Origin of the sequence: Bradyrhizobium diazoefficiens, assembly GCF_016616885.1 — a bacterium.
Classification (GTDB): domain Bacteria; phylum Pseudomonadota; class Alphaproteobacteria; order Rhizobiales; family Xanthobacteraceae; genus Bradyrhizobium; species Bradyrhizobium diazoefficiens_F.
Genome location: NZ_CP067102.1, coordinates 537848 through 562207 on the forward strand (window position 1 = coordinate 537848; position 24360 = coordinate 562207).

The window sequence follows — 24360 nt, forward strand, 5'->3', positions numbered from 1 at the left end:
GCGTTACGGATTCTTCATGCACATAGCCGTGTTGATGCTCGCTTTGATGACGGTCGCCAATCCGGCTTGGGCGGACGCGACAAAGCCGATCAAGCTTGTCATTTTAGGCGATTCGTTGAGTGCCGGTCTCGGCCTTCCGGCCCAGGACGCGTTTCCGACCAAGCTGCAAAAAGCCTTGCAGGCCAAAGGTATAGCGGTGGACATGACCAACGCCGGCGTGTCCGGCGACACCTCATCGGGGGGGCGCGACCGGCTCGATTGGTCGGTGCCCGAGGGAACCGAGGGCGTCGTTCTCGAGCTCGGCGCCAACGACGCGATGCGCGGCATCGATCCCGACTTGACGCGCGCGGCGCTGACCGACATCGTTCGACGTCTCAGGGCGCGCAAGATCGCCGTGATGCTGTGTGGCATGCTGGCGCCGCCGAACTTCGGCGCGGACTATGGCGCGCGCTTCAATTCGATTTATCCGGATCTGGCGAAACAGTTCGACGTGCCGCTCTATCCGTTTTTCCTCGACGGTGTCGCCGCCGATGCGAAGCTCAACCAGGCCGACGGCATTCACCCGACCGCTGAAGGCGTCAACATCATCGTCAACAACATGCTGCCCACGGCAGAGGCATTCCTGCGCACGATCGGCGAGCAACGCCGTTGAAAAGCAGGCAGCGCTAACCCTAACACCCAGGGTTTTCCCCTGGGTAGCCTGGGCACTCTTCGCAGAGTCACACAACTGCGATAGGAATCAGGGTACCGGTGATTCGTCGCTGGCTCTAAAATTTGGATATGATCTTTCCTAAGGGATCATACCCAAGCATCGGGAGTGCGAAACGATGCCGCGTTTGTTCACTGGTCTGGAAATCCCGGCTGAAGTCAGCCAGACGCTTTCCAATTTGAGAGGTGGCCTTCCCGGCGCCCGGTGGATCGATCCCGAAAATTATCACGTCACGCTGCGCTTCATCGGCGACATCGACGGCATCTCCGCTAACGAGATCGCATCGATGCTGTTTCGTGTCGACCGCAAACCATTCGAGGTGAAGGTGCAGGGGCTCACAAGCTTCGGCGGCCGCAAGCCGCGCGCGGTGGTCGCCACCATCGCGCCGAGCAAGCCGCTGATGGATTTGCAGGCCGAGCTCGAACGTATGATGCAGCGGATCGGCCTCGATCCGGAGGGGCGCAAATTCATCCCGCATGTCACGCTGGCCCGTCTGCACGACGCCACCGACCGCGACGTCGCCGACTATCTCTCGCTGCGCGGCTACTTCCCGAGCAAGGCCTTCATGGCGGAGCGTTTTGTCTTGTTCTCGTCGCGCGCGTCCACCGGTGGTGGGCCGTATGTGGTCGAGGACGCCTACGAGCTGTGTGAGTAGTGTAGCTCTCGTGCCCCGGCTCTGCAGCGTCGGGGGGCACGAATCCGCATACCCCGTCCACCAATTGACGGCTTGCAATTTCCGCCGGTCTCTGGCGGTAAAGAGCGATGCTCTCCACTCCAAACTCCTCCTTCAGCGAAGCGTATCAGGCCCAGATCGCCTCCGGCGCGATCGAGCCCGATGCCGCGCAAGCCGAAATCGCCGAGGCCTATGCCGCGCTCGACCTGCGGCTTGCCAACTACAAGCCGCAGCGCAAGCAGGGGCTGCTCAGCCGCCTGTTCAACGGTGGCGACAAGGACGAGGCGCCGCGCGGGCTCTATGTCCATGGCGAGGTCGGCCGCGGCAAGACCATGCTGATGGATCTGTTCTTCCAGCACTCCACCGTCGAGCACAAACGGCGCGCGCATTTCCACGAATTCATGGCGGATGTACACGAGCGCATCTACGACTACCGCCAGAGCATCGCGCGCGGCGAGACCGCCGACGGCGACGTCATCGCGCTGACCGCGCATGCGATCTTCGAGGAGAGCTGGCTGCTCTGCTTCGACGAATTCCACGTCACCGATATCGCCGACGCAATGATCCTCGGCCGCCTGTTCGCAAAGCTGTTCGATCTCGGCACCGTCGTGGTCGCGACCTCCAACGTCGCGCCCGACGATCTCTACAAAGGCGGCTTGAACCGCGCGCTGTTCGTGCCCTTCATCAAGCAGATCACCGACCACATGGATGTGCGGCGGCTCGATGCGCGCACCGACTTCCGGCTGGAAAAACTTCAGGGCGTGCCGATGTGGCTGACGCCGGCGGACGGCGATGCCGACGCCGCGCTCGGCCGCGCGTGGTCGAAGATGACCGGTGGCGCCAAATGCAAGTCGCGCGACATTTCGATCAAGGGCCGCACCCTGCACGTGCCGTGCTCGGCGCATGGCGTCGCGCGCTTCGCCTTCGCCGATCTTTGCGAGAAGCCGCTCGGCGCATCCGACTATCTCAGGCTGGCGCACGACTATCACACCATCCTGGTCGACCATATTCCAGTGATGGACCTCTCCCAGCGCAACGCCGCCAAGCGCTTCATCACGTTGATCGACACGCTCTATGACAATGCCGTGAAGCTGATGGCCTCGGCCGATGCCAACCCGATCTCGCTCTACCTCGCCGATGAGGGCAGCGAGGCCATGGAGTTCAAGCGGACCTCGTCGCGCCTGATCGAGATGAGTTCGAAATCCTATCTGGCGCTGCCTCACGGCCGCAAGGATTCCACCGCCAGCGGCTCCACCAAGGGGCTGGTGGAGACTTAAGTCCTATTTGCTGCCAAGTCGTCATTCCGGGGCGCGCGTCAGCGCGAACCCGGAATCTCGCGCGCGAGTTTCGAGCTTCCGCATCCACCCGCGCAATGGCGCGGACGCCCCGGAATGACGGCTTGGGGTTTGCTGGCCGGAATCGCGGCGAGCCCGACAATTGGGCATCCACCGACTTGAACGGGGGAAGCGAAAGGGATAACCACCCATTCAGTTTTTCCCTCCTCACGTGTCTAAAGGACAGGTTCACATGGCGCGCGACAAGATTGCTTTGATTGGCTCCGGCCAGATCGGCGGAACGCTGGCTCACCTCATCGGCCTGAAAGAACTGGGCGACGTCGTGATGTTCGACATCGCCGAGGGCGTGCCGCAGGGTAAGGCGCTCGACATCGCACAGTCCTCGCCAGTCGACGGTTTTGATGCGCACTACACCGGCGCGAACTCCTACGAAGCCCTCGACAACGCCAAGGTCTGCATCGTCACCGCCGGCGTGCCGCGCAAGCCCGGCATGAGCCGCGACGACCTCCTCTCCATCAACCTCAAGGTCATGGAGCAGGTCGGCGCCGGCATCAAGAAGTACGCGCCCGATGCGTTCGTCATCTGCATCACCAACCCGCTCGACGCGATGGTCTGGGCGCTGCAGAAGGCCTCCGGCCTGCCGCACAAGAAGGTCGTCGGCATGGCCGGCGTGCTGGATTCGTCGCGCTTCCGCTACTTCCTGGCCGACGAGTTCAATGTCTCCGTTGAAGACGTCACCGCCTTCGTGCTCGGCGGCCATGGCGATACCATGGTGCCGCTGGTGAAGTACTCCACCGTCGCCGGCATCCCGCTGCCCGACCTCGTCAAGATGGGCTGGACCTCGCAGGCGCGCCTCGACGAGATCGTCGACCGCACCCGCAACGGCGGCGCCGAGATCGTCAATTTGCTCAAGACCGGCTCGGCCTTCTACGCGCCGGCGGCGTCGGCGATCGCGATGGCCGAGAGCTATCTGCGCGACAAGAAGCGCGTGCTGGCCAGCGCGGCCTACCTCAACGGCGAATACGGCGTGAAGGACATGTATGTCGGCGTGCCCGTCGTGATCGGCTCCAAGGGCGTCGAGCGCGTCGTCGAGATCGAGCTCGCCGGCAAGGACCGCGAGGCCTTCGACAAGTCGGTCGGCGCGGTGCAGGGCCTCGTCGATGCCTGCAAGAAGATCGCACCCGATCTTCTCGGCCGTTAAGAAAAACAATCCTCGCCGAAGATCGAAACCCGGTCTTCGGCGGTTTCATTTCCGGACCCCGGCTGCAACCCTTTTTGAAGGCTGGGCGGGTTCCGGATCAGCGATTTTGATGTCAAAGAATCCGGGTTGCAGTTCCTGTGGTATATGGTATGCCAGCCACAAGACTGAGGTGGGCCTTTAGAGGTCACCGCCCGCGGGTTCAGGGAGCGACCATATGAATATCCACGAATATCAGGCCAAAGCGCTGCTGAGCGAGTTCGGCGTAGCGATCTCCAAGGGCGTTCCGGTCCTGAGTGCCACCGACGCAGACGCGGCGGCCATGGCGCTGCCCGGCCCGGTCTGGGTGGTGAAGAGCCAGATCCACGCCGGCGGCCGCGGCAAGGGCAAGTTCAAGGAAGCCAGTGCCGGCGACAAGGGCGGCGTCCGCATCGCCAAGTCGGCCGCTGAGGTGTCCGAATTCGCCAAGCAGATGCTCGGTGCCACCCTCGTGACGATCCAGACCGGTCCCGCCGGCAAGCAGGTCAACCGCCTCTACATCGAGGACGGCTCCGACATCGACAAGGAATTCTACCTCTCGATCCTGGTCGATCGCGAGACCTCCCGCGTCTCCTTCGTCGTCTCGACCGAAGGCGGCGTGAACATCGAGGACGTCGCGCACAACAGCCCAGAGAAGATCGTGACCTTCTCGGTCGATCCGGCGACCGGCATCATGGGTCATCACGGCCGCACCGTCGCCAACGCGCTAAAGCTCTCCGGTGATCTCGCCAAGCAGGCCGAGAAGCTCACCGCGCAGCTCTACGCGGCCTTTGTCGCCAAGGACATGTCGATGCTGGAGATCAACCCGCTGGTCGCGACCAAGCAGGGTCAGCTCCGCGTGCTCGACGCCAAGGTGTCGTTCGATGACAACGCGCTGTTCCGTCATCCCGAGGTGCTCGCGCTGCGCGACGAGACCGAGGAAGACGCCAAGGAAATCGAAGCGTCGAAATACGATCTCAACTACGTCACCCTCGACGGCAATATCGGCTGCATGGTCAATGGCGCCGGTCTCGCCATGGCGACGATGGACATCATCAAGCTCTACGGCATGGCGCCAGCGAACTTCCTCGACGTCGGCGGCAGCGCCAGCAAGGAAAAGGTCGCGGCCGCGTTCAAGATCATCACCGCCGATCCCAACGTGAAGGGCATCCTGGTCAACATCTTCGGTGGTATCATGAAGTGCGACGTGATCGCCGAGGGCGTCACCGCCGCCGTGCGCGAGGTCGGCCTCAGCGTGCCGCTGGTGGTTCGCCTCGAAGGCACCAATGTCGAGCTCGGCAAGAAGATCATCCGTGAATCCGGGCTGAACGTGGTGCCCGCCGACAATCTCGACGACGCCGCGCAGAAGATCGTGAAGGCCGTCAAGGGAGGCTAACGCCATGGCCCAGGACCATCTCGCCGCATCATCTCCGCTTGTAGAGCACACGCGCCTCGCCGCGTTCGCCGGCGAATGGGATGGCGAAGAGGTGGTCTTCCCGTCGCGCTGGACCGCGGGCGGGCCGGCCACCTCGCACGTTGTCGCGCGCATGGATCTCAACGGCTTCTACCTGATCCAGGATTCGGTGCAGATGCGCGACGGCAAGCAGATCTTCGCCACCCACGGCATCTTCACCTACGACCGCGACGACCGGACCTACAAATTGTTCTGGTACGACTCGCTTGGCTACACGCCGCCCTCGCCCGCCTCCGGCGGCTGGGTCGGCAAGACCCTGACGCTGGTGCGCGGCTCGCTCCGCGGCAATGCGCGCCACGTCTACGAGATCATCGACGACAATTCCTACTCGTTGAAGATCCAGTTCTCGCCGGACGCGGAAGGCTGGGCTGACGTGCTCACCGGCGTCTACCGCCGCATCCACTGACCTCTCACTCGTTAGTTTCGCGAAAGCAGACCTCCATGTCCATCCTGATCGACAAGAACACCAAGGTCATCTGCCAGGGCTTTACCGGCAAGAACGGCACCTTCCATTCGGAGGCCGCGATTGCCTATGGCACCAAGATGGTCGGCGGCACCTCGCCGGGCAAAGGCGGCGCGACGCATCTGGGCCTGCCGGTGTTCGACACCGTGCGCGAGGCGCGCGAGAAGACCGGCGCCGATGCGTCGGTGATCTATGTGCCGCCGCCGGGCGCGGCCGATGCGATCTGCGAAGCCATCGACGCCGAGGTCCCGCTAATCGTCTGCATCACCGAAGGCATCCCCGTTATCGACATGGTGCGCGTGAAGCGCTCGCTCGCCGCCTCCAAGTCGCGCCTGATCGGACCGAACTGCCCGGGCGTCATGACCGCCGGCGAGTGCAAGATCGGCATCATGCCGGCCAACATCTTCAAGACCGGCTCCGTCGGCATCGTCTCCCGCTCCGGCACGCTCACTTACGAAGCCGTGTTCCAGACCTCCCAGGAAGGCCTCGGCCAGACCACCGCGGTCGGCATCGGCGGCGATCCGGTCAAGGGCACCGAGTTCATCGACGTGCTGGAAATGCTGTTGGCCGACCGCAAGACCGAATCGATCATCATGATCGGCGAGATCGGCGGTTCCGCCGAGGAAGACGCCGCCCAGTTCCTCAAGGACGAGGCCAAGCGCGGCCGCAAGAAGCCGATGGTCGGTTTCATCGCCGGCGTCACCGCACCTCCCGGCCGCCGCATGGGCCACGCCGGTGCGATCATTTCGGGTGGCAAGGGCGACGCCGGTTCCAAGACCGACGCCATGAAATCCGCAGGGATTACAGTGTCGCCGTCTCCCGCCCGCCTCGGCCATACGCTTGCCGAAAAATTGAAGGGCTAATTCACTCCTTCGTACTTTTCCGGGCGAAGTTTCGCAGCAAATAGGATAAATGGTGCCTGTCGCGCTGAGCCTCTGCCGGGAGCTCAGCGCCAGCGCCGTTTGTTATGCGCGAACCAAAATCGCCAGGAACTCAAGTATGTCTCGCCAAGACGCGAACGCAGCCTTTGCCCTCTCCTCCTTTTTGCAGGGCATCAACGCCACCTACATCGACGAAATCTACGCCCGCTACGAGAAGGACCCGTCCTCGGTCGACGCCGAGTGGCAGGAGTTCTTCAAGAGCCTCAACGACCAGCCCGCCGACGTCCGGAAGAACGCCGAGGGCCCGTCCTGGGAGCGCGCCAACTGGCCGCTGGCCCCGACGGACGATCTGACCTCCGCCCTCGACGGCAACTGGGCCGAGGTGGAGAAGGCGGTCGGTGCCAAAATCGCCGCCAAGGCGCAGGCCAAGGGCGGCGACAAGGGCGCTGACATTTCCTCAGCCGACGTGCTCCAGGCCACGCGCGACTCCGTCCGCGCCCTGATGCTGATCCGCTCCTATCGCATGCGCGGCCACTTCCACGCCAAGCTCGATCCGCTCGGCATCGAAGCCCCGCGCAACCGCGAAGAGCTCGACCCGCGCACCTACGGCTTCGGCGAAGCCGATTTCGACCGCAAGATCTTCCTCGATCACGTGCTCGGGCTTGAATACGCCAACTTGCGCGAAATCACCGCGATCTGCGAGCGCACCTACTGCCAGACGCTCGGCGTCGAATTCATGCACATCAGCAACGCCGCGCAGAAGGCCTGGATCCAGGAGCGCATCGAGGGTCCGGACAAGGAGATCTCGTTCACCCGCGAAGGCCGGCGCGCGATCCTGATGAAGCTGGTCGAAGCCGAAGGCTTCGAGAAGTTCTGCGACACCAAGTTCACCGGCACGAAGCGCTTCGGCCTCGATGGCGGTGAATCGCTGATCCCGGCGCTCGAGCAGATCATCAAGCGCGGCGGCAATCTCGGCGTGAAGGAAGTCGTGGTCGGCATGCCGCATCGCGGCCGCCTCAACGTGCTGACGCAGGTGATGGGCAAGGCGCATCGGGCGCTGTTCCACGAATTCAAGGGTGGCTCGGCCAATCCCGACGCGGTCGAAGGCTCGGGCGACGTCAAATATCACCTCGGTGCGTCCTCGGACCGCGAGTTCGACGGCAATCGTATCCATCTGTCGCTGACCGCGAACCCCTCGCATCTCGAGATCGTCGATCCCGTCGTGCTCGGAAAAGTCCGCGCCAAGCAGGACCAGCATGGCGATCCGCCGGACCAGCGCATCTCGGTGATGCCGCTGCTCATGCATGGCGACGCGGCGTTCGCCGGCCAGGGCGTGGTCGCGGAATGCTTCGGTCTGTCGGACCTGAAGGGCTACCGCACCGGCGGCTCCGTGCACTTCATCGTCAACAACCAGATCGGCTTCACCACCTATCCGCGCTACTCGCGCTCCTCGCCCTATCCGTCTGACGTGGCGAAGATGATCGACGCGCCGATTTTCCACGTGAACGGCGACGATCCGGAAGCCGTGGTGTTCGCGGCCAAGGTCGCGACCGAATTCCGGCAGAAATTCCACAAGCCCGTCGTCATCGACATGTTCTGCTACCGCAGGCATGGCCATAACGAGGGCGACGAGCCGGCCTTCACCCAGCCGGTGATGTACAAGAGGATCGCGGCTCATCCGACGACGCTCGAGCTCTACGCCCGCCGCCTGATCAGCGAAGGCGTGATGACCGAGGGCGAGGTCGACAAGGCCAAGGCCGACTGGCGCGCGCGGCTCGATGCCGAGTTCGAGGCCGGCACCTCCTACAAGCCGAACAAGGCTGACTGGCTCGACGGCAAGTGGTCTGGCTTCAAGATCGCCGATCAGGAAGAAGATGCACGGCGCGGCGTCACCGGGGTCGGCACGGCTGAGCTCAAGGAAATCGGCCGCAAGATCACCAAGGTCCCGGACGGTTTCCGCGTTCACCGCACCATCCAGCGCTTCCTCGACAACCGCGCCAAGGCGATCGACACCGGCGTGGGCATCGACTGGGCGACCGGCGAGGCGCTGGCGTTCTGCACGCTGCTGAACGAGAACCATCACGTCCGTCTGTCCGGACAGGATTCGGAGCGCGGCACCTTCTCGCAGCGTCACTCGGTCCTGATCGACCAGGAGGACGAGAGCCGCTACACGCCGTTCAACCATCTCGGCCACGAGCAGGGCCACTACGAGGTCATCAACTCGTTGCTGTCGGAAGAGGCCGTGCTCGGCTTCGAATACGGCTACTCGCTCGCCGAGCCGAACACGCTGACCCTGTGGGAAGCCCAGTTCGGCGACTTCGCCAACGGCGCGCAGGTCGTGTTCGACCAGTTCATCTCCTCAGGCGAGCGCAAATGGCTGCGCATGTCCGGCCTCGTCTGCCTGCTGCCACACGGCTATGAGGGCCAGGGACCGGAGCACTCTTCGGCGCGTCTGGAGCGTTACCTGCAGATGTGCGCGGAAGACAACATGCAGGTGGTCTACCCGACCACGCCGGCGAACTACTTCCACGTGCTGCGCCGCCAGCTGCATCGCGAGATCCGCAAGCCGCTGATCGTGATGACGCCGAAATCGCTGCTGCGTCACAAGCGGGCCGTGTCGCGTCTGGAGGAGCTCGCCAAGGATACGACCTTCCACCGCATCCTCTATGATGATGCCCAGATGCTGCCGAACGAGGCGATCAAGCTCGTTCCGGACGACAAGATCCGCCGCATCGTGCTGTGCTCGGGCAAGGTCTATTACGACCTCTACGAGGAGCGCGAGAAGCGCGGCATCGACGACATCTACCTGATGCGCGTCGAGCAGCTCTATCCGGTGCCGCTGAAGGCGCTGGTGGCCGAGCTGTCCCGCTTCAAGAAGGCGGAAGTGATCTGGTGCCAGGAAGAGCCCCGCAACATGGGTGCCTGGCACTTCATCGAGCCCTATCTGGAATGGGTGCTGAACCAGGTGAACGGCGTGAGCCGGCGTCCGCGTTATGTCGGCCGCGCCGCTTCCGCCGCGACCGCCACTGGTCTGATGTCCAAGCATCAGGCGCAGTTGAAGGCGTTCCTGGACGAAGCACTGAGCTAACCGAAATTCCAATTGTCATGCCCCGCCCAGTGCGCAATCGCGCACAAGGGCGGGGCATCCAGTACGCCGCGGCGTCCGTTCTGATCCACGATCGTCACGGAGTACTGGATCGTCCGCCCCAGTGCGCAACTGCGCACAAGGCGGACGATGACGGCCAAAAAACGATTAAGGAAAAGACCATGACTGAAATTCGTGTGCCGACGCTCGGCGAATCCGTCACCGAGGCCACCATCGGCCGCTGGTTCAAGAAGGCTGGCGACGCCGTCGCCGTCGACGAGCCCTTGGTGGAGCTCGAGACCGACAAGGTCACCATCGAAGTCCCGGCGCCGTCCGCGGGCACGCTGAGCGAAATCATCGCCGCCGATGGCACGACGGTTGCCGTTGGTGCGCTGCTCGGCCAGATCACCGACGGTGCCGCCGGCGCCAAGCCGGCCGCCAAGCCCGCTGCTGCTGCGCCGGCGCCTGCCGCCGCGGCTCCGGCTGCTGCTCCCGCCGCGCCGAAGGCGCCGCCGGCCGACGCACCGCTCGCGCCTTCCGTGCGAAAACTTTCCGCCGAGACCGGCATCGACGCCTCGACCGTTCCGGGCTCCGGCAAGGACGGCCGCGTCACCAAGGGCGACATGCTCGCCGCGATCGAGCGCGCGGCCTCTGCCCCGACCCCGGTCAACCAGCCCGCCGCCGCCGTCCAGGTTCGCGCGCCCTCGCCGGCCGATGACGCCGCCCGCGAAGAGCGCGTCAAGATGACCCGCCTGCGCCAGACCATCGCGCGCCGCCTCAAGGACGTGCAGAACACCGCGGCCATGCTCACGACCTTCAACGAGGTCGACATGACCAACGTCATGGCGTTGCGGGCGCACTACAAGGACGCGTTCGAGAAGAAGCACGGCTCGAAGCTCGGCTTCATGGGCTTCTTCACCAAGGCCGTGGTGCAGGCGCTGAAGGACATCCCCGCCGTCAACGCCGAGATCGACGGCACCGACCTGATCTACAAGAACTACTACCACATCGGCGTCGCCGTCGGCACCGACAAGGGCCTCGTCGTGCCCGTGGTGCGCGACTGCGACAACAAGTCGATCGCCGACATCGAGAAGGGCATCGCCGATTTCGGTCGCCGCGCCCGTGACGGCCAGCTCAAGATCGACGAGATGCAGGGCGGCACCTTCACCATCACCAATGGCGGCATCTACGGCTCGCTGATGTCGACCCCGATCCTGAATGCGCCACAGTCCGGCATCCTCGGCATGCACAAGATCCAGGAGCGGCCGATGGTGGTCGGCGGCAAGGTCGAGGTGCGCCCGATGATGTATCTGGCGCTGTCCTACGATCACCGCGTGATCGACGGCAAGGAAGCCGTCACTTTCCTGGTTCGCGTCAAGGAGAGCCTGGAAGATCCGGCGCGCCTGGTGCTCGATCTCTGATCCCCGATGCTTTGCGAGCGCTGTCGCCCTCTCGCGCGACGGCGCGTGTCGAACCATGGAGGCGCGCGTGACGGATAAGGTCGTTGTCATCACCGGCGGCAGTCGCGGCATTGGTCGTGCGACCGCGATTGCGGCGGCCGCGCGCGGCTACCGTGTCGTCGTCGGCTATGCCAGCAACAAGACGGCCGCCGACGAGGCTGTCGCCGAGATCGAGGCCAGCAATGGCAAGGCGATCGCGGTGAAGTGCGACGTCGCCGAGGAAAGCGACATCATCGACCTGTTCAAGCAAGCCGACAAGTTCGGCACGCTCGGCGCGCTCGTCAACAATGGCGGCATCGTCGGCAAAAGCGGCGTGCGCGTCGACGAGATGTCGGCCGAGCGCATCCAGCGCGTGATGGCAGTCAACGTCACCGGCTCCATTCTCTGCGCGCGCGAAGCCGTCAAGCGGATGTCGACCAAGCACGGCGGCCAAGGCGGCGTCATCGTCAATCTGTCATCGGTTGCTGCCAAGCTCGGCGCACCGAACACCTATGTCGACTATGCCGCGTCCAAGGGCGCGATCGATTCCTTCACCATCGGCCTCGGTTACGAGGTTGCCGGCGAGGGCATTCGCGTCGCGGGCATCCGCCCCGGCCTGATCGACACCGAAATCCACGCCTCCGGTGGTGAGCCCGACCGGCACCATCGCCTGGCCCATCTGGTGCCGATGAAGCGCGTCGGCACTGCGGATGAAATCGCCAATGCCATCGTCTGGCTGATGTCGGACGATGCCTCTTACGTCACCTCAGCCATTCTCGATGTGTCCGGCGGACGCTGACGCGCCGCGCGGACGCTGACACATCCTCACCACGCTAAACTTACGGGACTTTCTCTCATGGCTACCTACGATCTCGTCGTCATCGGCACCGGACCTGGCGGTTATGTCTGCGCGGTGCGCGCAAGCCAGCTCGGCATGAAAGTCGCCGTGGTCGAAAAGAACGCCACGCTCGGCGGCACCTGCCTCAATGTCGGCTGCATGCCGTCGAAGGCGCTGCTGCACGCCTCCGAGATGTTCGAGGAAGCCGGCCACTCCTTCGCCAAGATGGGCGTCAGCGTCTCCGCGCCGAAGCTCGAATTGCCGGCGATGATGAACTTCAAGCAGCAGGGCATCGACGGCAACGTCAAGGGCGTCGAGTTCCTGATGAAGAAGAACAAGGTCGACGTGCTCAAGGGTACCGGCAAGATTCTCGGCACCGGCAAGGTCGAAGTCTCCGCCGACGGCAAGTCGCAGGTGATCGAGACCAGGAACATCGTGATTGCCACGGGCTCGGACATCGCGCGCCTCAAAGGCATCGAGATCGACGAGAAGCGCATCGTGTCGTCGACCGGCGCGCTGTCGCTGGACAAGGTGCCAGGCAGATTGCTGGTCATCGGCGCCGGTGTGATCGGCCTCGAGCTTGGCTCGGTGTGGCGCAGACTCGGGTCCGAAGTCATGGTCGTCGAATTCCTCGATCGCATCCTGCCCGGCATGGACGGCGAGATCGCGAAGCAGTTCCAGCGCATCCTCGAAAAGCAGGGATTTGCGTTCAAGCTTGGTTCGAAGGTCACCGGCGTCGAAGCGAACGGCAAGGCACTGCTTGCGAAAATCGAACCGGCTGCGGGCGGTGCGGCCGAGACCATCGAAGCCGACGTCGTGCTCGTCTGCATCGGCCGCGTGCCGTACACCGATGGCCTGGGTCTGAAGGAAGCCGGCGTCGCGCTCGATCCCCGTGGTCGTGTGCAGATCGATCCGCATTTCGCCACCAGCCTCAAGGGCGTTTATGCCATCGGCGACGTCGTCGCGGGCCCGATGCTCGCGCACAAGGCCGAGGATGAAGGCGTGGCCGTTGCGGAGATCATCGCGGGCCAGGCCGGCCACGTGAATTACGACGTTATCCCAGGCGTGGTGTATACCACCCCGGAAGTGTCCTCCGTCGGCAAGACCGAGGAGGAGCTGAAGCAGGCGGGCATCGCTTATACCGTCGGGAAGTTTCCCTTTACCGCCAACGGCCGCTCCAAGGTCAACCAGACCACCGATGGCTTCGTGAAGATTCTCGCAGATGCGAAGACCGATCGCGTGCTCGGAGTGCACATTATCGGCGTTGAGGCCGGCGAAATGATCCATGAAGCCTGCGTTCTCATGGAGTTCGGGGGCAGTGCGGAAGATCTCGCCCGCACCTGCCATGCGCATCCGACCCGCTCGGAAGCGATCAAGGAAGCCGCGCTTGCAGTCGGCAAGCGGGCCATCCATATGTAGGTTTGCCCAGGGCCGAATCGGGCGGGAAACATATGCTGCGCCGCCTTCTTCAACCGGTCTGGGTCCTGCTGGCGATCATCTTTCTGATCGAAGCCTGGCTGTGGGACCACCTCGAACCGATCGTCGCGCGGGTGGTCGCACTGATCCCGCTTGCCCGGTTCAAGTCATGGCTGTCGGAGCGCGTCGACGCACTTTCTCCGGCGATGACGTTGATCGTCTTCGCCGTCCCGATCATCCCGCTGTTTCCGCTCAAGCTGGTCGGCCTGTGGCTGCTCACACATGAATACTGGACCAGCGCGCTCTTCACGATCCTGTTCGCAAAGATGCTCGGCGTCGGTGTCACCGCCTTCGTGTTCGACGTCACGCGCGACAAGCTGCTGGAGATGCGCTGGTTCGAGCGGCTCTACGAGCTGGTGCTGAAAGTGCGCGCCAAGGCGACCGAGCTGGTCGAGCCTGTCAAGCGGCGCATTCGCGAGCTGATCACGGGCAACGGCGAAGGCTGGTCCTCGCGCACGCTGCGTCTGATCCAGCGCTTTCGCAAAAGCGTGCACGAGGCGCGGTGATTATGTCTCACCGTCATCCTGAGGTGCTCGCCCCTTCGGCGAGCCTCGAAGGGCGACGGCCCGGCTGCATCTCGGCCGTTCATCCTTCGAGGCTCCGAGCACAGTGCTAACGCACTGCGCTCCTTGCACCTCAGGATGACGGAATTGAAATGGATGCCGAACTCACCTACCCGTGCAGATGCAACAAATGCGGCCACCATGCGCCGAGCACGGTCATGCCGAGTCCGGCGAGCGTCAACAGGCCGGCGACCCAGGCGAGCGGCAGCATGCCGGTGATGATGGTGGCCGACGCCAGCACGATGCCGATCTGGAACGCGGCCGACGCCAGCTCGAAGTGATGATATTTCGCGGTCGCCTCGTCGCGCACGTGCTCGGCTTCCTTGGCCTTCTCGGCGAGCTGCTCGGTGCCTTCGCCGGTCTCGGGCTCGGAGCGGTAGCGCGCCGCCGTCTTCTGCCAGTCGTCGATCTGCTTCTGCACGGCGGCCTTCATGGCGTCGTCGGTGGCGGCGCCCAATGTCAGCTTGCCCTGGTCGGCGGCGGTCTGGACCACCGTGCGGCGAATGCTCTTGGCCTGGAAGAATGCCCAGAGATTGGAGGCCTCGACGTTCTTGCTGATCGACTCGGTCTGGGCGCCCTTGCCGAGCGTTTCCGAGATCGCCAGGAACAGCGCCAGCACCGCGATCAGAAGGGCGATCTTCTTGTTCTCGCCGGATGCATGCTCGGCATGCTCGGCGTGCTCCATGCTTTCGTGTGCGCTCATGAGTCCCCTCCTGTGTCGGTTCCGCAACGATTTGACCGAACCGCGCGGCCTACGCAAGAGGCATGCGGGGCAGGAGCCGGCTATGACAGCTTGATGTCAGGAATCAACGGCGCGGATGCGCGCTTGCATAGACTTCCAGCAGCCGTTCGGAATCGATGCCGGTATAGATCTGCGTGGTCGAGAGTGAGGAATGGCCGAGCAATTCCTGGATCGCGCGCAGATCGCCGCCGCGCGACAGCAGATGCGTGGCGAAAGAGTGTCGCAGCGCATGCGGCGTAGCGCTGTCGGGTAGCCCGAGCGCGCCGCGCAGACGCTCCATTGCGAGCTGGATGATGCGCGGGCTGAGCGGACCGCCGCGCGCGCCGACGAAGATCGGTCCTTCCGGCGGCAGCGCGTGCGGGCACATCGCGACATATTCCTGCACCAGCGCGAGCACGTTTTGCAGCACCGGCACCATGCGCGTCTTGTTGCCTTTGCCGGTGACGATGAGCACGTCGCCTTCGCCTGCCTTCGGCACCTCGCGGCGCTTCAGGCCGAGGGCCTCGGAGATGCGCAAGCCCGAGCCATAGAGCAGGGCCATCACGGCGGCGTCGCGTGCCAAAATCCAGGTCTCGCGGTCTTCACCGGCGCGCTCGTCGGCGTCGGCCAGGCGTTTTGCCGATGCCATCGGCAACGGCTTCGGCAAGGTTTTTGCGACTTTCGGCGCGCGGATTGCGGAGAGTGCTCCGACCTTGCCTTTGCCTTCGCGCTCGAGGAAGCGGCCGAACGAGCGCAGGCCCGCCAGCGCGCGCATCAGGGAACGGCCGGCAATATCGTCGGCACGGCGCATCGCCATGAAGGCGCGGACATCGGTGGCTTCCAGTGACGCAAAACGGGCTAGCGTGACGCGTTCGCCCCAATGACGGCAGAGGAAATCTAGGCACTGCCGCAAGTCGCGGCCATAGGCCTCCAGAGTCTTCGGCGACAGCCGCCGCTCGGCGCCGAGATGCGCCAGCCAGCGCGCCATCTCCTGCGCGATCGAGGGATCGGCGCTGGCGAGCTCGATTGGAGGGGCGGCCGCTTTGCTCATGCGCTCTGGACGTAATGATTCCGCACAGTATATCGCATCACACCGGTTTACTGTTCGCTAAGGCCGCCCCGGGGCGCTAGCCTCAAAGCCCCAAGGTTCCGATTCTCCCCTCATGGATCATTCGTCGCGCACCACGACCGCCCTCGCCAACGCGACCCGCATGGTCGACGTGCTGGTGCCGGTCGCGCTCGACCAGACCTATTCCTACAAGGTGCCGCGCGGCATGGAGCTGAAGGCCGGCGATCTCGTCGGCGTGCCGCTCGGGCCCCGCGAGGTGCTCGCCGTGGTCTGGGCGGAAAACGCCAATCCCGATCCGCGCCTGCACAACCGCCTCAAGGAGGTCAACGAAAAGCTCGATCTTCCGCCGCTGAAGGATGAGCTGCGCGCGGTCGTGGACTGGGTCGCCAATTACACGCTGAGCCCGCGCGGCATGGTGCTGCGCATGTGCCTGCGCATGGGCGAGAACCTCGGTCCCGAGCGGGTCCGTGCCGGTGTGCGCCTGGTCGGAGATCCCCCGAAACGACTGACGCCGGCGCGCCAGCGCCTGATGGAGGTGCTGTCGGATCGGCTGCTGCACGGCAAATCGGAGGCCGCTAAGGAAGCGGGCGTCTCGGCCGGCGTGATCGACGGCCTCGTCGATGAAGGCACGCTGACGGTCGAGCCGATGCCGCCGCCGCCTCCGCCACCGGCGCCCGATCCGGATTTCGGCCGGCCGGATTTTTCGCCGCAGCAGCGTGCCGGCGTCGATGCGATGCGCGCGCTCGCGGCCAACGGCAGCTTCCACGTCGCGTTGCTCGACGGTGTCACCGGCTCAGGCAAGACCGAGGTCTATTTCGAGGCGATTGCGGAATCGATCCGCCGCGGCAAGCAGACGCTGATCCTGATGCCGGAGATCGCGCTGACCGGCCAGTTCCTCGACCGCTTCGCGCAGCGTTTTGGCGTGCGGCCGATCGAGTGGCACTCAGAGCTCACGCCGCGCACCCGCGCGCGCAATTGGGCGGCGATCTCGGAAGGCACCGCGCCGGTCGTGGTCGGCGCGCGTTCGGCGCTGTTTCTGCCCTATGCCAATCTCGGCCTCATCGTGGTCGATGAAGAGCACGACCAAGCCTACAAGCAGGACGAAGGCGTGCATTATCACGCCCGCGACATGGCGGTGGTGCGCGCGCATATCGCCAAGATCCCGATCGTGCTGGCGTCCGCAACGCCGTCGGTCGAGTCCGAGGTCAATGCGCGCAAGAACCGCTATCAGCGCATCGCGCTGCCGTCGCGCTTCGGCGGTCAGCACATGCCGCATATCGAGGCGATCGACATGCGCCGCGAGCCGCCGGCGCGCGGCCGGTTCATCTCGCCGCGGTTGGCCGGCGAGATCAGAAAGGCGATCGAAAAGCGCGAGCAGGCGCTGCTGTTCCTCAATCGCCGCGGCTATGCGCCGCTGACACTCTGCCGCGCCTGCGGCCATCGCTTCGCCTGCACCATCTGCGACGCCTGGCTGGTGGATCATCGCTTTCGCCAGCGCCTGGTCTGCCATCATTGCGGCTTCTCGATGCCGCGTCCGCACACGTGCCCGCATTGCGCGGCGGAGGAATCGCTGGTTGCGGTCGGCCCCGGCGTCGAGCGCTTGCAGGAGGAGGCGGCCGCGCTGTTCCCGGACGCGCGCACCATGGTGCTGTCGAGCGACCTCATCACCTCGATCGAGACGATGCGCAGCGAGCTAGCCGAGATCGCGGAGGGCCGTGTCGATATCATCATCGGCACGCAGCTCGTCGCCAAGGGCCACAATTTCCCGCGGCTCAATCTGGTTGGCGTGGTCGATGCGGATCTGGGCTTAAGCAATGGCGATCCGCGCGCGGCGGAACGCACCTGGCAATTGCTCAACCAGGTGATCGGCCGCGCCGGACGCGAGCAGGGCCGCGGCGTCGGCTATCTCCAGACCCATCAGCCGGATCATCCCGTGATGAAGGCGCTGATCGCCTGCGACCGCGAGGCCTTCTACGACAGCGAGATCGACCTGCGCGAGCGCACGCTCTATCCGCCATTCGGGCGCCTTGCGAGCCTGATCATTTCCGCGGGCGATCGTCCGAGCGCGGAGGGCCTGGGCCGCCGTCTCGTTGCGCTGGCGCCGCGCGACGAGCGTGTGGTGGTGCTGGGCCCGGCGGAAGCCCCGCTCGCCGTGATCAAGGGCCGCTACCGCTTCCGCATCCTGGTGAAATCGGCGCGCGGTTTCGACCTGTCGGATTATCTGCGGAACTGGCTCGCGGTATGCCCGAAGCCGAAGGGGAATCAGAAGCTCGAGGTCGACGTCGATCCGCAGAGTTTTTTGTAGGCCTCCGCTGTCATTCCGGGGCGATGCGCAGCATCGAACTGTGGTGCGCACTTGCGCACCAGAGAATCTCGAGATTCCGGGTTCACGCTTGGCGTGCCCCGGAATGACAGAACGCAAAAAGCCCGTGGTCCCCCAAGACCACGGGCCTGTTTCACGCGCGCATCAAACTGCTCATGTCCCTGCGGACGATGATGAAAACTGCGCGTGCGGGATAAGGCGCGTCGAACGCCGTTAGGAGACGACTTCCGCGGTGACACGGCCGACGCCGGCACCGGTGAGGCCGATGGCGCGGGCAGCGCCGGTGGAGAGGTCGAGCACGCGGCCGCGCACGAACGGGCCACGGTCATTGATGGTGACGATGACGCTCGAGCCGCCATGGGTGACGCGCAGCTTGGTGCCGAACGGCAGCGAACGGTGCGCCGCGGTCATGGCGTTCTGGTTGAAGCGCTGGCCCGACGCGGTGCGGCTGCCGGACTCGTTGCCATAGAACGAGGCCATGCCGGAGAAGGAGCGGCCGGTGCCCGACGACGGCGTCATCGACGCATTGGCATTGCGCCAATCGGAGGTCGCGTTGGCATCCTCCTGGGTGTGGTGGCGGTGATGGTGAGAATAGCGGTGGTGATGCCTGGATTTTGCGGAAGCTTCGGTGGCAGTTCCACCGATGACGAGAGTTGCGGCGACGAAAGCAATCGCCGTACGCGGCCGGGTCACAGTGCCCAGCGTCTTCAAAGACAGCATTTAGTGGTCCCTACGCTAGTATTGCCACATATGTGGCTAGTGGAGCCCCCATCAGTTTGTGAGCGGGTTGGCGTTTCCTTTCGCAATGAGGCATGAATTGGGCAGTAGTTCCGCTATGTGTCGCGTTGAAATATCTTGTGACCCGTGGGGATATTCCCGGGATATCTCGTAATCTTTCGCTTTAACGATTTGTTAACGAAGTTATTATTTTCGAATACTGTAAAACGAAGTCGTTTTTCTCGCTGTTTAGAATTCGGTAAGTATTCGGGGGACGTGGTCGGCGAGCTCAAGGTCACGGCTCAGCGAGCCGTGTTCATGGCCGCTATGCGCTGAGGGCAGGAACGAATGGCCGTGTTAGGGCCGTAACACTCGCGGCAATTCCGTGACGTGGCAGGAGCCCCAAACGATAGTCACACGCTATCGCCCAAGGGGGACGCTCCGCTCGATAGCGTGCCTTGCAAGTTTTGGCAGTCCCCGGCAGGTCAGCCATTGATCATCCCGGCGTGCGACGAACTGGCGAGCAACAGCCGAGCCTTTAAGTTGCCGTCATGTTGCACGTGCGCGCCTGCTATGTTAGCAAAGCCGCGATTTTAACGGACCCGGCACGTCCCGTGTCGGCCGAGAATCAAAGTCCCGCTTGAATTCCAAGGGCTTGGATCGCTAGGCGCCGCGTTGTGGCGACGGTTTTTCCCTTGCGAATTTGACAGCTAAAAGAGCGCGTCTGTGGCTGCAGAAGATACGTCCGTTTCAGGTGTGTCCGGCCGTTATGCAACGGCCTTGTTTGAACTGGCCCGCGACCAGAAGGTGGTCGACGAGGTCAAAGCCGATCTCGACAAGTTCGAGGGGCTGCTGAACGAAAGCGCTGATCTCAAGCGCCTCGTCCGCAGTCCGGTTTTCGCGGCTGACGCCCAGTCCAAGGCCCTCTCGGCCGTCCTGGACAAGGCGGGCATCGCCGGCATCTCCGCCAATTTCCTGAAAGTGCTGACCGCCAACCGCCGCCTGTTCGTGGTGGGTGACGTCATCCGCGCCTACCGCGCCCTTGTCGCCAGGTTCAAGGGCGAGGCGACGGCGGATGTCACGGTCGCGGAAGCGCTCTCGGACAAGAATCTCGACGCCCTCAAGGTTGCCCTGAAGTCGGTGACCGGCAAGGACGTCGCGCTCAACGTGAAGATCGATCCCTCGATCATCGGTGGCCTCGTCGTGAAGCTTGGCAGCCGCATGATCGATAGTTCGCTTCGCACCAAACTCAATTCGATCAAGCACGCGATGAAAGAGGCAGGCTGATGGACATCCGCGCCGCGGAAATTTCCGCGATCCTCAAGGACCAGATCAAGAATTTCGGCCAGGAAGCTGAAGTCTCCGAAGTCGGACAGGTGCTGTCCGTCGGCGACGGTATCGCCCGCGTCTACGGTCTGGACAACGTCCAGGCCGGTGAAATGGTCGAGTTCGAGAACGGCACCCGCGGCATGGCGCTGAACCTCGAAACCGACAACGTCGGCGTCGTTATTTTCGGTGCCGACCGCGAGATCAAGGAAGGCCAGACCGTCAAGCGCACCCGCGCCATCGTGGACGCGCCGGTCGGCAAGGGCCTGCTCGGCCGCGTCGTCGACGCGCTCGGCAACCCGATCGACGGCAAGGGCCCGATCCAGGCCGACAAGCGCATGCGCGTCGACGTCAAGGCGCCCGGCATCATCCCGCGCAAGTCGGTGAACGAGCCGATGGCGACCGGCCTCAAGGCGATCGACGCCCTGATCCCGATCGGCCGCGGTCAGCGCGAGCTGATCATCGGCGACCGCCAGACCGGCAAGACCGCGATCGCGCTCGACACCATCCTGAACCAGAAGCCGCTCAACGCGCAGCCCGACGAGAACATCAAGCTGTACTGCGTCTATGTCGCGATCGGCCAGAAGCGTTCGACCGTTGCCCAGTTCGTCAAGGTGCTGGAAGAGCAGGGCGCGCTGGAATATTCGATCATCGTCGCCGCGACCGCGTCGGATCCCGCGCCGATGCAGTACATCGCGCCCTTCACCGGCTGCACCATGGGCGAGTATTTCCGCGACAACGGCATGCACGCCGTCATCATCTATGACGATCTGTCCAAGCAGGCCGTCGCCTACCGCCAGATGTCGCTGCTGCTGCGCCGCCCGCCGGGCCGCGAAGCTTATCCCGGCGACGTGTTCTATCTGCACTCCCGCCTGCTCGAGCGCGCGGCGAAGCTGAACAAGGACCAGGGCTCGGGCTCGCTGACGGCGCTGCCGGTCATCGAAACCCAGGCCAACGACGTGTCGGCCTACATCCCGACCAACGTCATCTCGATCACCGACGGCCAGATCTTCCTGGAAACCGACCTGTTCTTCCAGGGCATCCGTCCCGCGGTGAACGTCGGTCTGTCGGTGTCGCGCGTCGGCTCCTCGGCGCAGACCAAGGCCACCAAGAAGGTCGCCGGCAAGATCAAGGGCGAGCTGGCGCAGTACCGCGAAATGGCGGCGTTCGCGCAGTTCGGCTCCGACCTCGACGCCTCGACGCAGCGCCTGCTCAATCGCGGCTCGCGCCTCACCGAGCTGCTGAAGCAGCCGCAATTCTCGCCGCTGAAGATGGAAGAGCAGGTCTGCGTGATCTGGGCTGGCACCAACGGCTATCTCGATCCGCTGCCCGTCAACAAGGTGCGCGCGTTCGAAGACGGTCTGTTGTCGCTGCTGCGCGGCAAGAACGTCGAGATCCTCAATGCGATCCGCGACAGCCGTGACCTCTCCGACGACAGTGCCGCCAAGCTGAAGTCGGTGGTCGAAGGCTTCGCGAAGAGCTTCGTGTAATAAAGAAGCGTCATGGCCGGGCTAAAGCGCGAAGCGCGTCTTCGCATTTGATGTCCCGGCCATCCACGCCTTAGTGCGTGGATGACAAAGACGTGGATGCCCGGGACGAGCCCGGACATGACGACAGGATAGGGTCGCGGTCCAGCCACAGGCTGATCGCCGGGGTGAACGAAGAATGGCGTCACTTAAAGACATGCGGGTTCGCATCGCCTCGACCAAGGCGACGCAGAAGATCACCAAGGCCATGCAGATGGTCGCGGCGTCCAGATTGCGCCGCGCGCAGCAGGCGGCCGAGGCGGCGCGGCCCTATGCCGACAAGATGAGCGCGGTGATTTCCAATATCGCCAGCGCTGCTGCGGGCTCGCCCGGCGCGCCGCCGCTGCTGGCCGGCACCGGCCGCGACCAGGTTCACCTGCTGCTGGTCTGCACCGGCGAGCGCGGCCTGTCCGGCGCTTTCAACTCCTCGATCGTGCGTCTCGCCCGCGAGCGCGCGCAGGCGCTGATCGCGCAGGGCAAGGAAGTGAAATTCTTCTGCGTCGGCCGCAAGGGTTATGAGCAGCTCCGCCGCCTGTTCGACAAGCAGATCGTCGAGCACCTCGACCTGCGCGGCGTTCGCCAGCTCGGCTTCGTCAACGCCGAGGACATTGCCAAGAAGGTTCTGGCGCGCTTCGACGCCGGCGAGTTCGACGTCTGCACGCTGTTCTATTCGCGCTTCCGCTCGGTGATCGCGCAGATCCCGACCGCCCAGCAGGTCATCCCGCTGGTCGTCGAGGCGGGCGCCGCCGCCAACATCACGTCCTACGAATACGAGCCGGAAGAGGACGAGATTCTCGCCGGCCTGCTGCCGCGCAACCTCGCGGTCCAGATCTTCCGCGCGCTGCTGGAAAACAACGCCTCGTTCTACGGCGCGCAGATGAGCTCGATGGACAACGCCACCCGCAACGCCGGCGAAATGATCCGCAAGCAAACCCAGATCTACAACCGAACCCGTCAAGCCCAGATCACCAAGGAGCTGATCGAGATCATCTCCGGCGCCGAGGCGGTCTGACGCACGAACCAAACGACGGTCGTTCAAGTACAGAATTTCGAAGGAGAGCTTCATGGCTACAGCAGCTAACCCGGTCGGTCGCGTCACCCAGGTCATGGGCGCCGTCGTCGACGTTCAGTTCGAGGGCCATCTTCCGGCCATTCTCAATTCGCTGGAAACCAAGAACGGCAATATCCGCCTCGTGCTGGAAGTTGCGCAGCATCTCGGTGAGTCCACCGTGCGCACGATCGCGATGGATGTGACTGAGGGTCTGGTGCGCGGCCAGGAAGTGACCGACACCGGTCAGCCGATCTCGGTTCCGGTCGGCGCCGGTACGCTCGGCCGCATCATGAACGTCATCGGCGAGCCGATCGACGAAGCGGGTCCGATCCAGTCCGAAGGCAACCGCGCCATCCACCAGGAAGCGCCGACCTACACCGACCAGTCGACCGAAGCTGAAATTCTCGTCACCGGCATCAAGGTCGTCGATCTTCTTGCCCCGTATGCGAAGGGCGGCAAGATCGGCCTGTTCGGTGGCGCCGGCGTCGGCAAGACCGTGCTGATTCAGGAGCTGATCAACAACGTCGCCAAGGCGCACGGCGGTTATTCCGTGTTCGCCGGCGTCGGCGAGCGTACCCGCGAGGGCAACGACCTCTATCACGAGTTCATCGAGTCCAAGGTCAACGCCGATCCGCACAATCCGGATCCGAGCGTGAAATCGAAGTGCGCGCTGGTGTTCGGCCAGATGAACGAGCCGCCGGGTGCGCGCGCCCGTGTCGGCCTCACCGGCCTGACCGTCGCCGAGCACTTCCGCGACCAGGGCCAGGACGTGCTGTTCTTCGTCGACAACATCTTCCGCTTCACGCAGGCCGGCTCGGAAGTGTCGGCGCTGCTCGGCCGTATTCCGTCGGCGGTGGGTTATCAGCCGACGCTCGCCACCGACATGGGCGCGCTGCAGGAGCGCATCACCACCACGCAGAAGGGCTCGATCACCTCGGTGCAGGCCATCTACGTTCCGGCCGACGACTTGACCGACCCGGCGCCCGCGACCTCGTTCGCGCATTTGGACGCCACCACCGTGCTGAACCGTGCGATCTCGGAAAAGGGCATCTACCCCGCGGTGGACCCGCTCGACTCGACCTCGCGCATGCTTTCGCCGCTCGTCGTCGGTCAGGAGCACTACGACACCGCGCGTCAGGTCCAGCAGGTGCTGCAGCGCTACAAGTCGTTGCAGGACATCATCGCCATTCTCGGCATGGACGAGCTTTCGGAAGAGGACAAGCTGACGGTGGCCCGCGCCCGCAAGATCGAGCGCTTCCTGTCGCAGCCGTTCCACGTCGCCGAAGTCTTCACCGGCTCGCCCGGCAAGTTCGTCGACCTCGCGGACACCATCAAGGGCTTCCGTGGCCTCTGCGAAGGCAAGTATGACCACCTGCCGGAAGCCGCCTTCTACATGGTCGGCACCATCGAAGAGGCGGTCGAGAAGGGCAAGAAGCTGGCGGCGGAAGCCGCCTGAGGGGCGAATGGCGAATAGGGAGTAGCGAATAGACACGCGCTCCCACTCAGTTCGCTACT

At 64.1% G+C, this 24360-nt stretch carries 20 protein-coding genes; 17 read left to right on the plus strand and 3 right to left on the minus strand.

Going from position 1 to position 24360, the window contains the following annotated elements:
- The first annotated feature begins 16 nt into the window (after nt 1-16).
- From JJC00_RS02510 to JJC00_RS02565, 12 genes are all read left to right on the plus strand, one after another.
- A complete protein-coding gene (locus JJC00_RS02510) occupies nt 17-652 on the plus strand; it encodes an arylesterase (RefSeq protein ID WP_200473957.1) in 636 nt (211 codons plus the stop codon).
- Between the two features lie 175 nt (nt 653-827).
- Entirely contained in the window at nt 828-1364 is a 537-nt protein-coding gene (gene thpR / locus JJC00_RS02515; RefSeq protein WP_200471194.1) for an RNA 2',3'-cyclic phosphodiesterase, read from the plus strand.
- A gap of 107 nt (nt 1365-1471) precedes the next feature.
- Complete coding sequence (gene zapE / locus JJC00_RS02520) at nt 1472-2659, plus strand: cell division protein ZapE (RefSeq protein ID WP_200471195.1); 1188 nt, start codon at nt 1472-1474, stop codon at nt 2657-2659.
- A gap of 250 nt (nt 2660-2909) precedes the next feature.
- A complete protein-coding gene (mdh, locus tag JJC00_RS02525; RefSeq protein ID WP_027533317.1) occupies nt 2910-3878 on the plus strand; it encodes a malate dehydrogenase in 969 nt (322 codons plus the stop codon).
- Nucleotides 3879-4092: 214 nt separating this feature from the next.
- Nucleotides 4093-5289, plus strand: a complete 1197-nt coding sequence (sucC, locus tag JJC00_RS02530; protein ID WP_200471196.1) for an ADP-forming succinate--CoA ligase subunit beta — start codon at nt 4093-4095, stop codon at nt 5287-5289.
- Between the two features lie 4 nt (nt 5290-5293).
- Nucleotides 5294-5773 carry a DUF1579 family protein gene (locus tag JJC00_RS02535; protein ID WP_200471197.1) on the plus strand — a complete coding sequence of 160 codons (480 nt, stop codon included), beginning with the start codon at nt 5294-5296 and terminating at the stop codon, nt 5771-5773.
- A 35-nt stretch (nt 5774-5808) separates the two neighbouring features.
- Complete coding sequence (gene sucD / locus JJC00_RS02540; RefSeq protein ID WP_200471198.1) at nt 5809-6693, plus strand: succinate--CoA ligase subunit alpha; 885 nt, start codon at nt 5809-5811, stop codon at nt 6691-6693.
- Between the two features lie 136 nt (nt 6694-6829).
- A complete protein-coding gene (locus JJC00_RS02545) occupies nt 6830-9799 on the plus strand; it encodes a 2-oxoglutarate dehydrogenase E1 component (protein WP_200471199.1) in 2970 nt (989 codons plus the stop codon).
- Between the two features lie 179 nt (nt 9800-9978).
- On the plus strand, nt 9979-11217 hold the full coding sequence (gene odhB, locus JJC00_RS02550; protein WP_200471200.1) for a 2-oxoglutarate dehydrogenase complex dihydrolipoyllysine-residue succinyltransferase: 1239 nt from the start codon (nt 9979-9981) through the stop codon (nt 11215-11217).
- A gap of 55 nt (nt 11218-11272) precedes the next feature.
- The gene (locus tag JJC00_RS02555) at nt 11273-12034 is read left to right on the plus strand and encodes an SDR family oxidoreductase (RefSeq protein ID WP_200471201.1); all 762 of its coding nucleotides are present in this window, start codon (nt 11273-11275) and stop codon (nt 12032-12034) included.
- A gap of 57 nt (nt 12035-12091) precedes the next feature.
- Nucleotides 12092-13492, plus strand: a complete 1401-nt coding sequence (gene lpdA / locus JJC00_RS02560; RefSeq protein ID WP_200471202.1) for a dihydrolipoyl dehydrogenase — start codon at nt 12092-12094, stop codon at nt 13490-13492.
- A 32-nt stretch (nt 13493-13524) separates the two neighbouring features.
- The gene (locus JJC00_RS02565) at nt 13525-14055 is read left to right on the plus strand and encodes a hypothetical protein (protein ID WP_200471203.1); all 531 of its coding nucleotides are present in this window, start codon (nt 13525-13527) and stop codon (nt 14053-14055) included.
- Nucleotides 14056-14221: 166 nt separating this feature from the next.
- Here the strand turns inward: JJC00_RS02565 and JJC00_RS02570 are convergent, their stop codons facing one another.
- Nucleotides 14222-14815: a DUF4337 domain-containing protein gene (locus tag JJC00_RS02570; RefSeq protein WP_200471204.1), complete on the minus strand. Its 594-nt coding sequence runs from the start codon at nt 14813-14815 to the stop codon at nt 14222-14224.
- A 103-nt stretch (nt 14816-14918) separates the two neighbouring features.
- Complete coding sequence (locus tag JJC00_RS02575; protein WP_200471205.1) at nt 14919-15884, minus strand: tyrosine recombinase XerC; 966 nt, start codon at nt 15882-15884, stop codon at nt 14919-14921.
- Between the two features lie 112 nt (nt 15885-15996).
- Between JJC00_RS02575 and JJC00_RS02580 the strand changes: the two genes are divergently transcribed.
- Nucleotides 15997-18207, plus strand: a complete 2211-nt coding sequence (locus JJC00_RS02580; protein ID WP_200471206.1) for a primosomal protein N' — start codon at nt 15997-15999, stop codon at nt 18205-18207.
- A gap of 231 nt (nt 18208-18438) precedes the next feature.
- On the opposite strand, the gene JJC00_RS02585 is transcribed toward JJC00_RS02580, so the two are convergent.
- The gene (locus JJC00_RS02585; protein WP_200471207.1) at nt 18439-18945 is read right to left on the minus strand and encodes a septal ring lytic transglycosylase RlpA family protein; all 507 of its coding nucleotides are present in this window, start codon (nt 18943-18945) and stop codon (nt 18439-18441) included.
- A gap of 723 nt (nt 18946-19668) precedes the next feature.
- On the opposite strand from JJC00_RS02585, the gene JJC00_RS02590 reads away from it, so the two are divergent.
- The 4 genes from JJC00_RS02590 to atpD all read left to right on the plus strand — a co-directional run bounded on the left by JJC00_RS02590 (nt 19669) and on the right by atpD (nt 24301).
- On the plus strand, nt 19669-20229 hold the full coding sequence (locus tag JJC00_RS02590; protein ID WP_200471208.1) for a F0F1 ATP synthase subunit delta: 561 nt from the start codon (nt 19669-19671) through the stop codon (nt 20227-20229).
- A complete protein-coding gene (gene atpA, locus JJC00_RS02595) occupies nt 20229-21758 on the plus strand; it encodes a F0F1 ATP synthase subunit alpha (protein ID WP_200471209.1) in 1530 nt (509 codons plus the stop codon). The genes JJC00_RS02590 and atpA overlap by 1 nt, the downstream gene beginning before the upstream one ends.
- Before the next feature lie 175 nt (nt 21759-21933).
- Nucleotides 21934-22806: a F0F1 ATP synthase subunit gamma gene (locus tag JJC00_RS02600; RefSeq protein ID WP_200471210.1), complete on the plus strand. Its 873-nt coding sequence runs from the start codon at nt 21934-21936 to the stop codon at nt 22804-22806.
- Between the two features lie 52 nt (nt 22807-22858).
- Nucleotides 22859-24301 carry a F0F1 ATP synthase subunit beta gene (atpD, locus tag JJC00_RS02605; protein ID WP_200471211.1) on the plus strand — a complete coding sequence of 481 codons (1443 nt, stop codon included), beginning with the start codon at nt 22859-22861 and terminating at the stop codon, nt 24299-24301.
- The last annotated feature ends 59 nt before the right edge of the window (nt 24302-24360 follow it).

Bases quoted from the DNA above. Each gene is read 5' to 3' on its own strand.
- thpR (WP_200471194.1), top strand. From the start codon at position 828: ATGCCGCGTTTGTTCACTGGTCTGGAAATCCCGGCTGAAGTCAGCCAG.
- JJC00_RS02510 (WP_200473957.1), top strand. From the start codon at position 17: ATGCACATAGCCGTGTTGATGCTCGCTTTGATGACGGTCGCCAATCCG.
- atpA (WP_200471209.1), top strand. From the start codon at position 20,229: ATGGACATCCGCGCCGCGGAAATTTCCGCGATCCTCAAGGACCAGATC.
- JJC00_RS02585 (WP_200471207.1), bottom strand. From the start codon at position 18,945: ATGCTGTCTTTGAAGACGCTGGGCACTGTGACCCGGCCGCGTACGGCG.
- sucC (WP_200471196.1), top strand. From the start codon at position 4,093: ATGAATATCCACGAATATCAGGCCAAAGCGCTGCTGAGCGAGTTCGGC.
- mdh (WP_027533317.1), top strand. From the start codon at position 2,910: ATGGCGCGCGACAAGATTGCTTTGATTGGCTCCGGCCAGATCGGCGGA.
- zapE (WP_200471195.1), top strand. From the start codon at position 1,472: ATGCTCTCCACTCCAAACTCCTCCTTCAGCGAAGCGTATCAGGCCCAG.
- JJC00_RS02575 (WP_200471205.1), bottom strand. From the start codon at position 15,884: ATGAGCAAAGCGGCCGCCCCTCCAATCGAGCTCGCCAGCGCCGATCCC.
- JJC00_RS02570 (WP_200471204.1), bottom strand. From the start codon at position 14,815: ATGAGCGCACACGAAAGCATGGAGCACGCCGAGCATGCCGAGCATGCA.
- lpdA (WP_200471202.1), top strand. From the start codon at position 12,092: ATGGCTACCTACGATCTCGTCGTCATCGGCACCGGACCTGGCGGTTAT.
- odhB (WP_200471200.1), top strand. From the start codon at position 9,979: ATGACTGAAATTCGTGTGCCGACGCTCGGCGAATCCGTCACCGAGGCC.
- JJC00_RS02555 (WP_200471201.1), top strand. From the start codon at position 11,273: ATGGAGGCGCGCGTGACGGATAAGGTCGTTGTCATCACCGGCGGCAGT.
- JJC00_RS02600 (WP_200471210.1), top strand. From the start codon at position 21,934: ATGGCGTCACTTAAAGACATGCGGGTTCGCATCGCCTCGACCAAGGCG.
- atpD (WP_200471211.1), top strand. From the start codon at position 22,859: ATGGCTACAGCAGCTAACCCGGTCGGTCGCGTCACCCAGGTCATGGGC.
- JJC00_RS02580 (WP_200471206.1), top strand. From the start codon at position 15,997: ATGGATCATTCGTCGCGCACCACGACCGCCCTCGCCAACGCGACCCGC.
- sucD (WP_200471198.1), top strand. From the start codon at position 5,809: ATGTCCATCCTGATCGACAAGAACACCAAGGTCATCTGCCAGGGCTTT.
- JJC00_RS02565 (WP_200471203.1), top strand. From the start codon at position 13,525: ATGCTGCGCCGCCTTCTTCAACCGGTCTGGGTCCTGCTGGCGATCATC.
- JJC00_RS02535 (WP_200471197.1), top strand. From the start codon at position 5,294: ATGGCCCAGGACCATCTCGCCGCATCATCTCCGCTTGTAGAGCACACG.
- JJC00_RS02545 (WP_200471199.1), top strand. From the start codon at position 6,830: ATGTCTCGCCAAGACGCGAACGCAGCCTTTGCCCTCTCCTCCTTTTTG.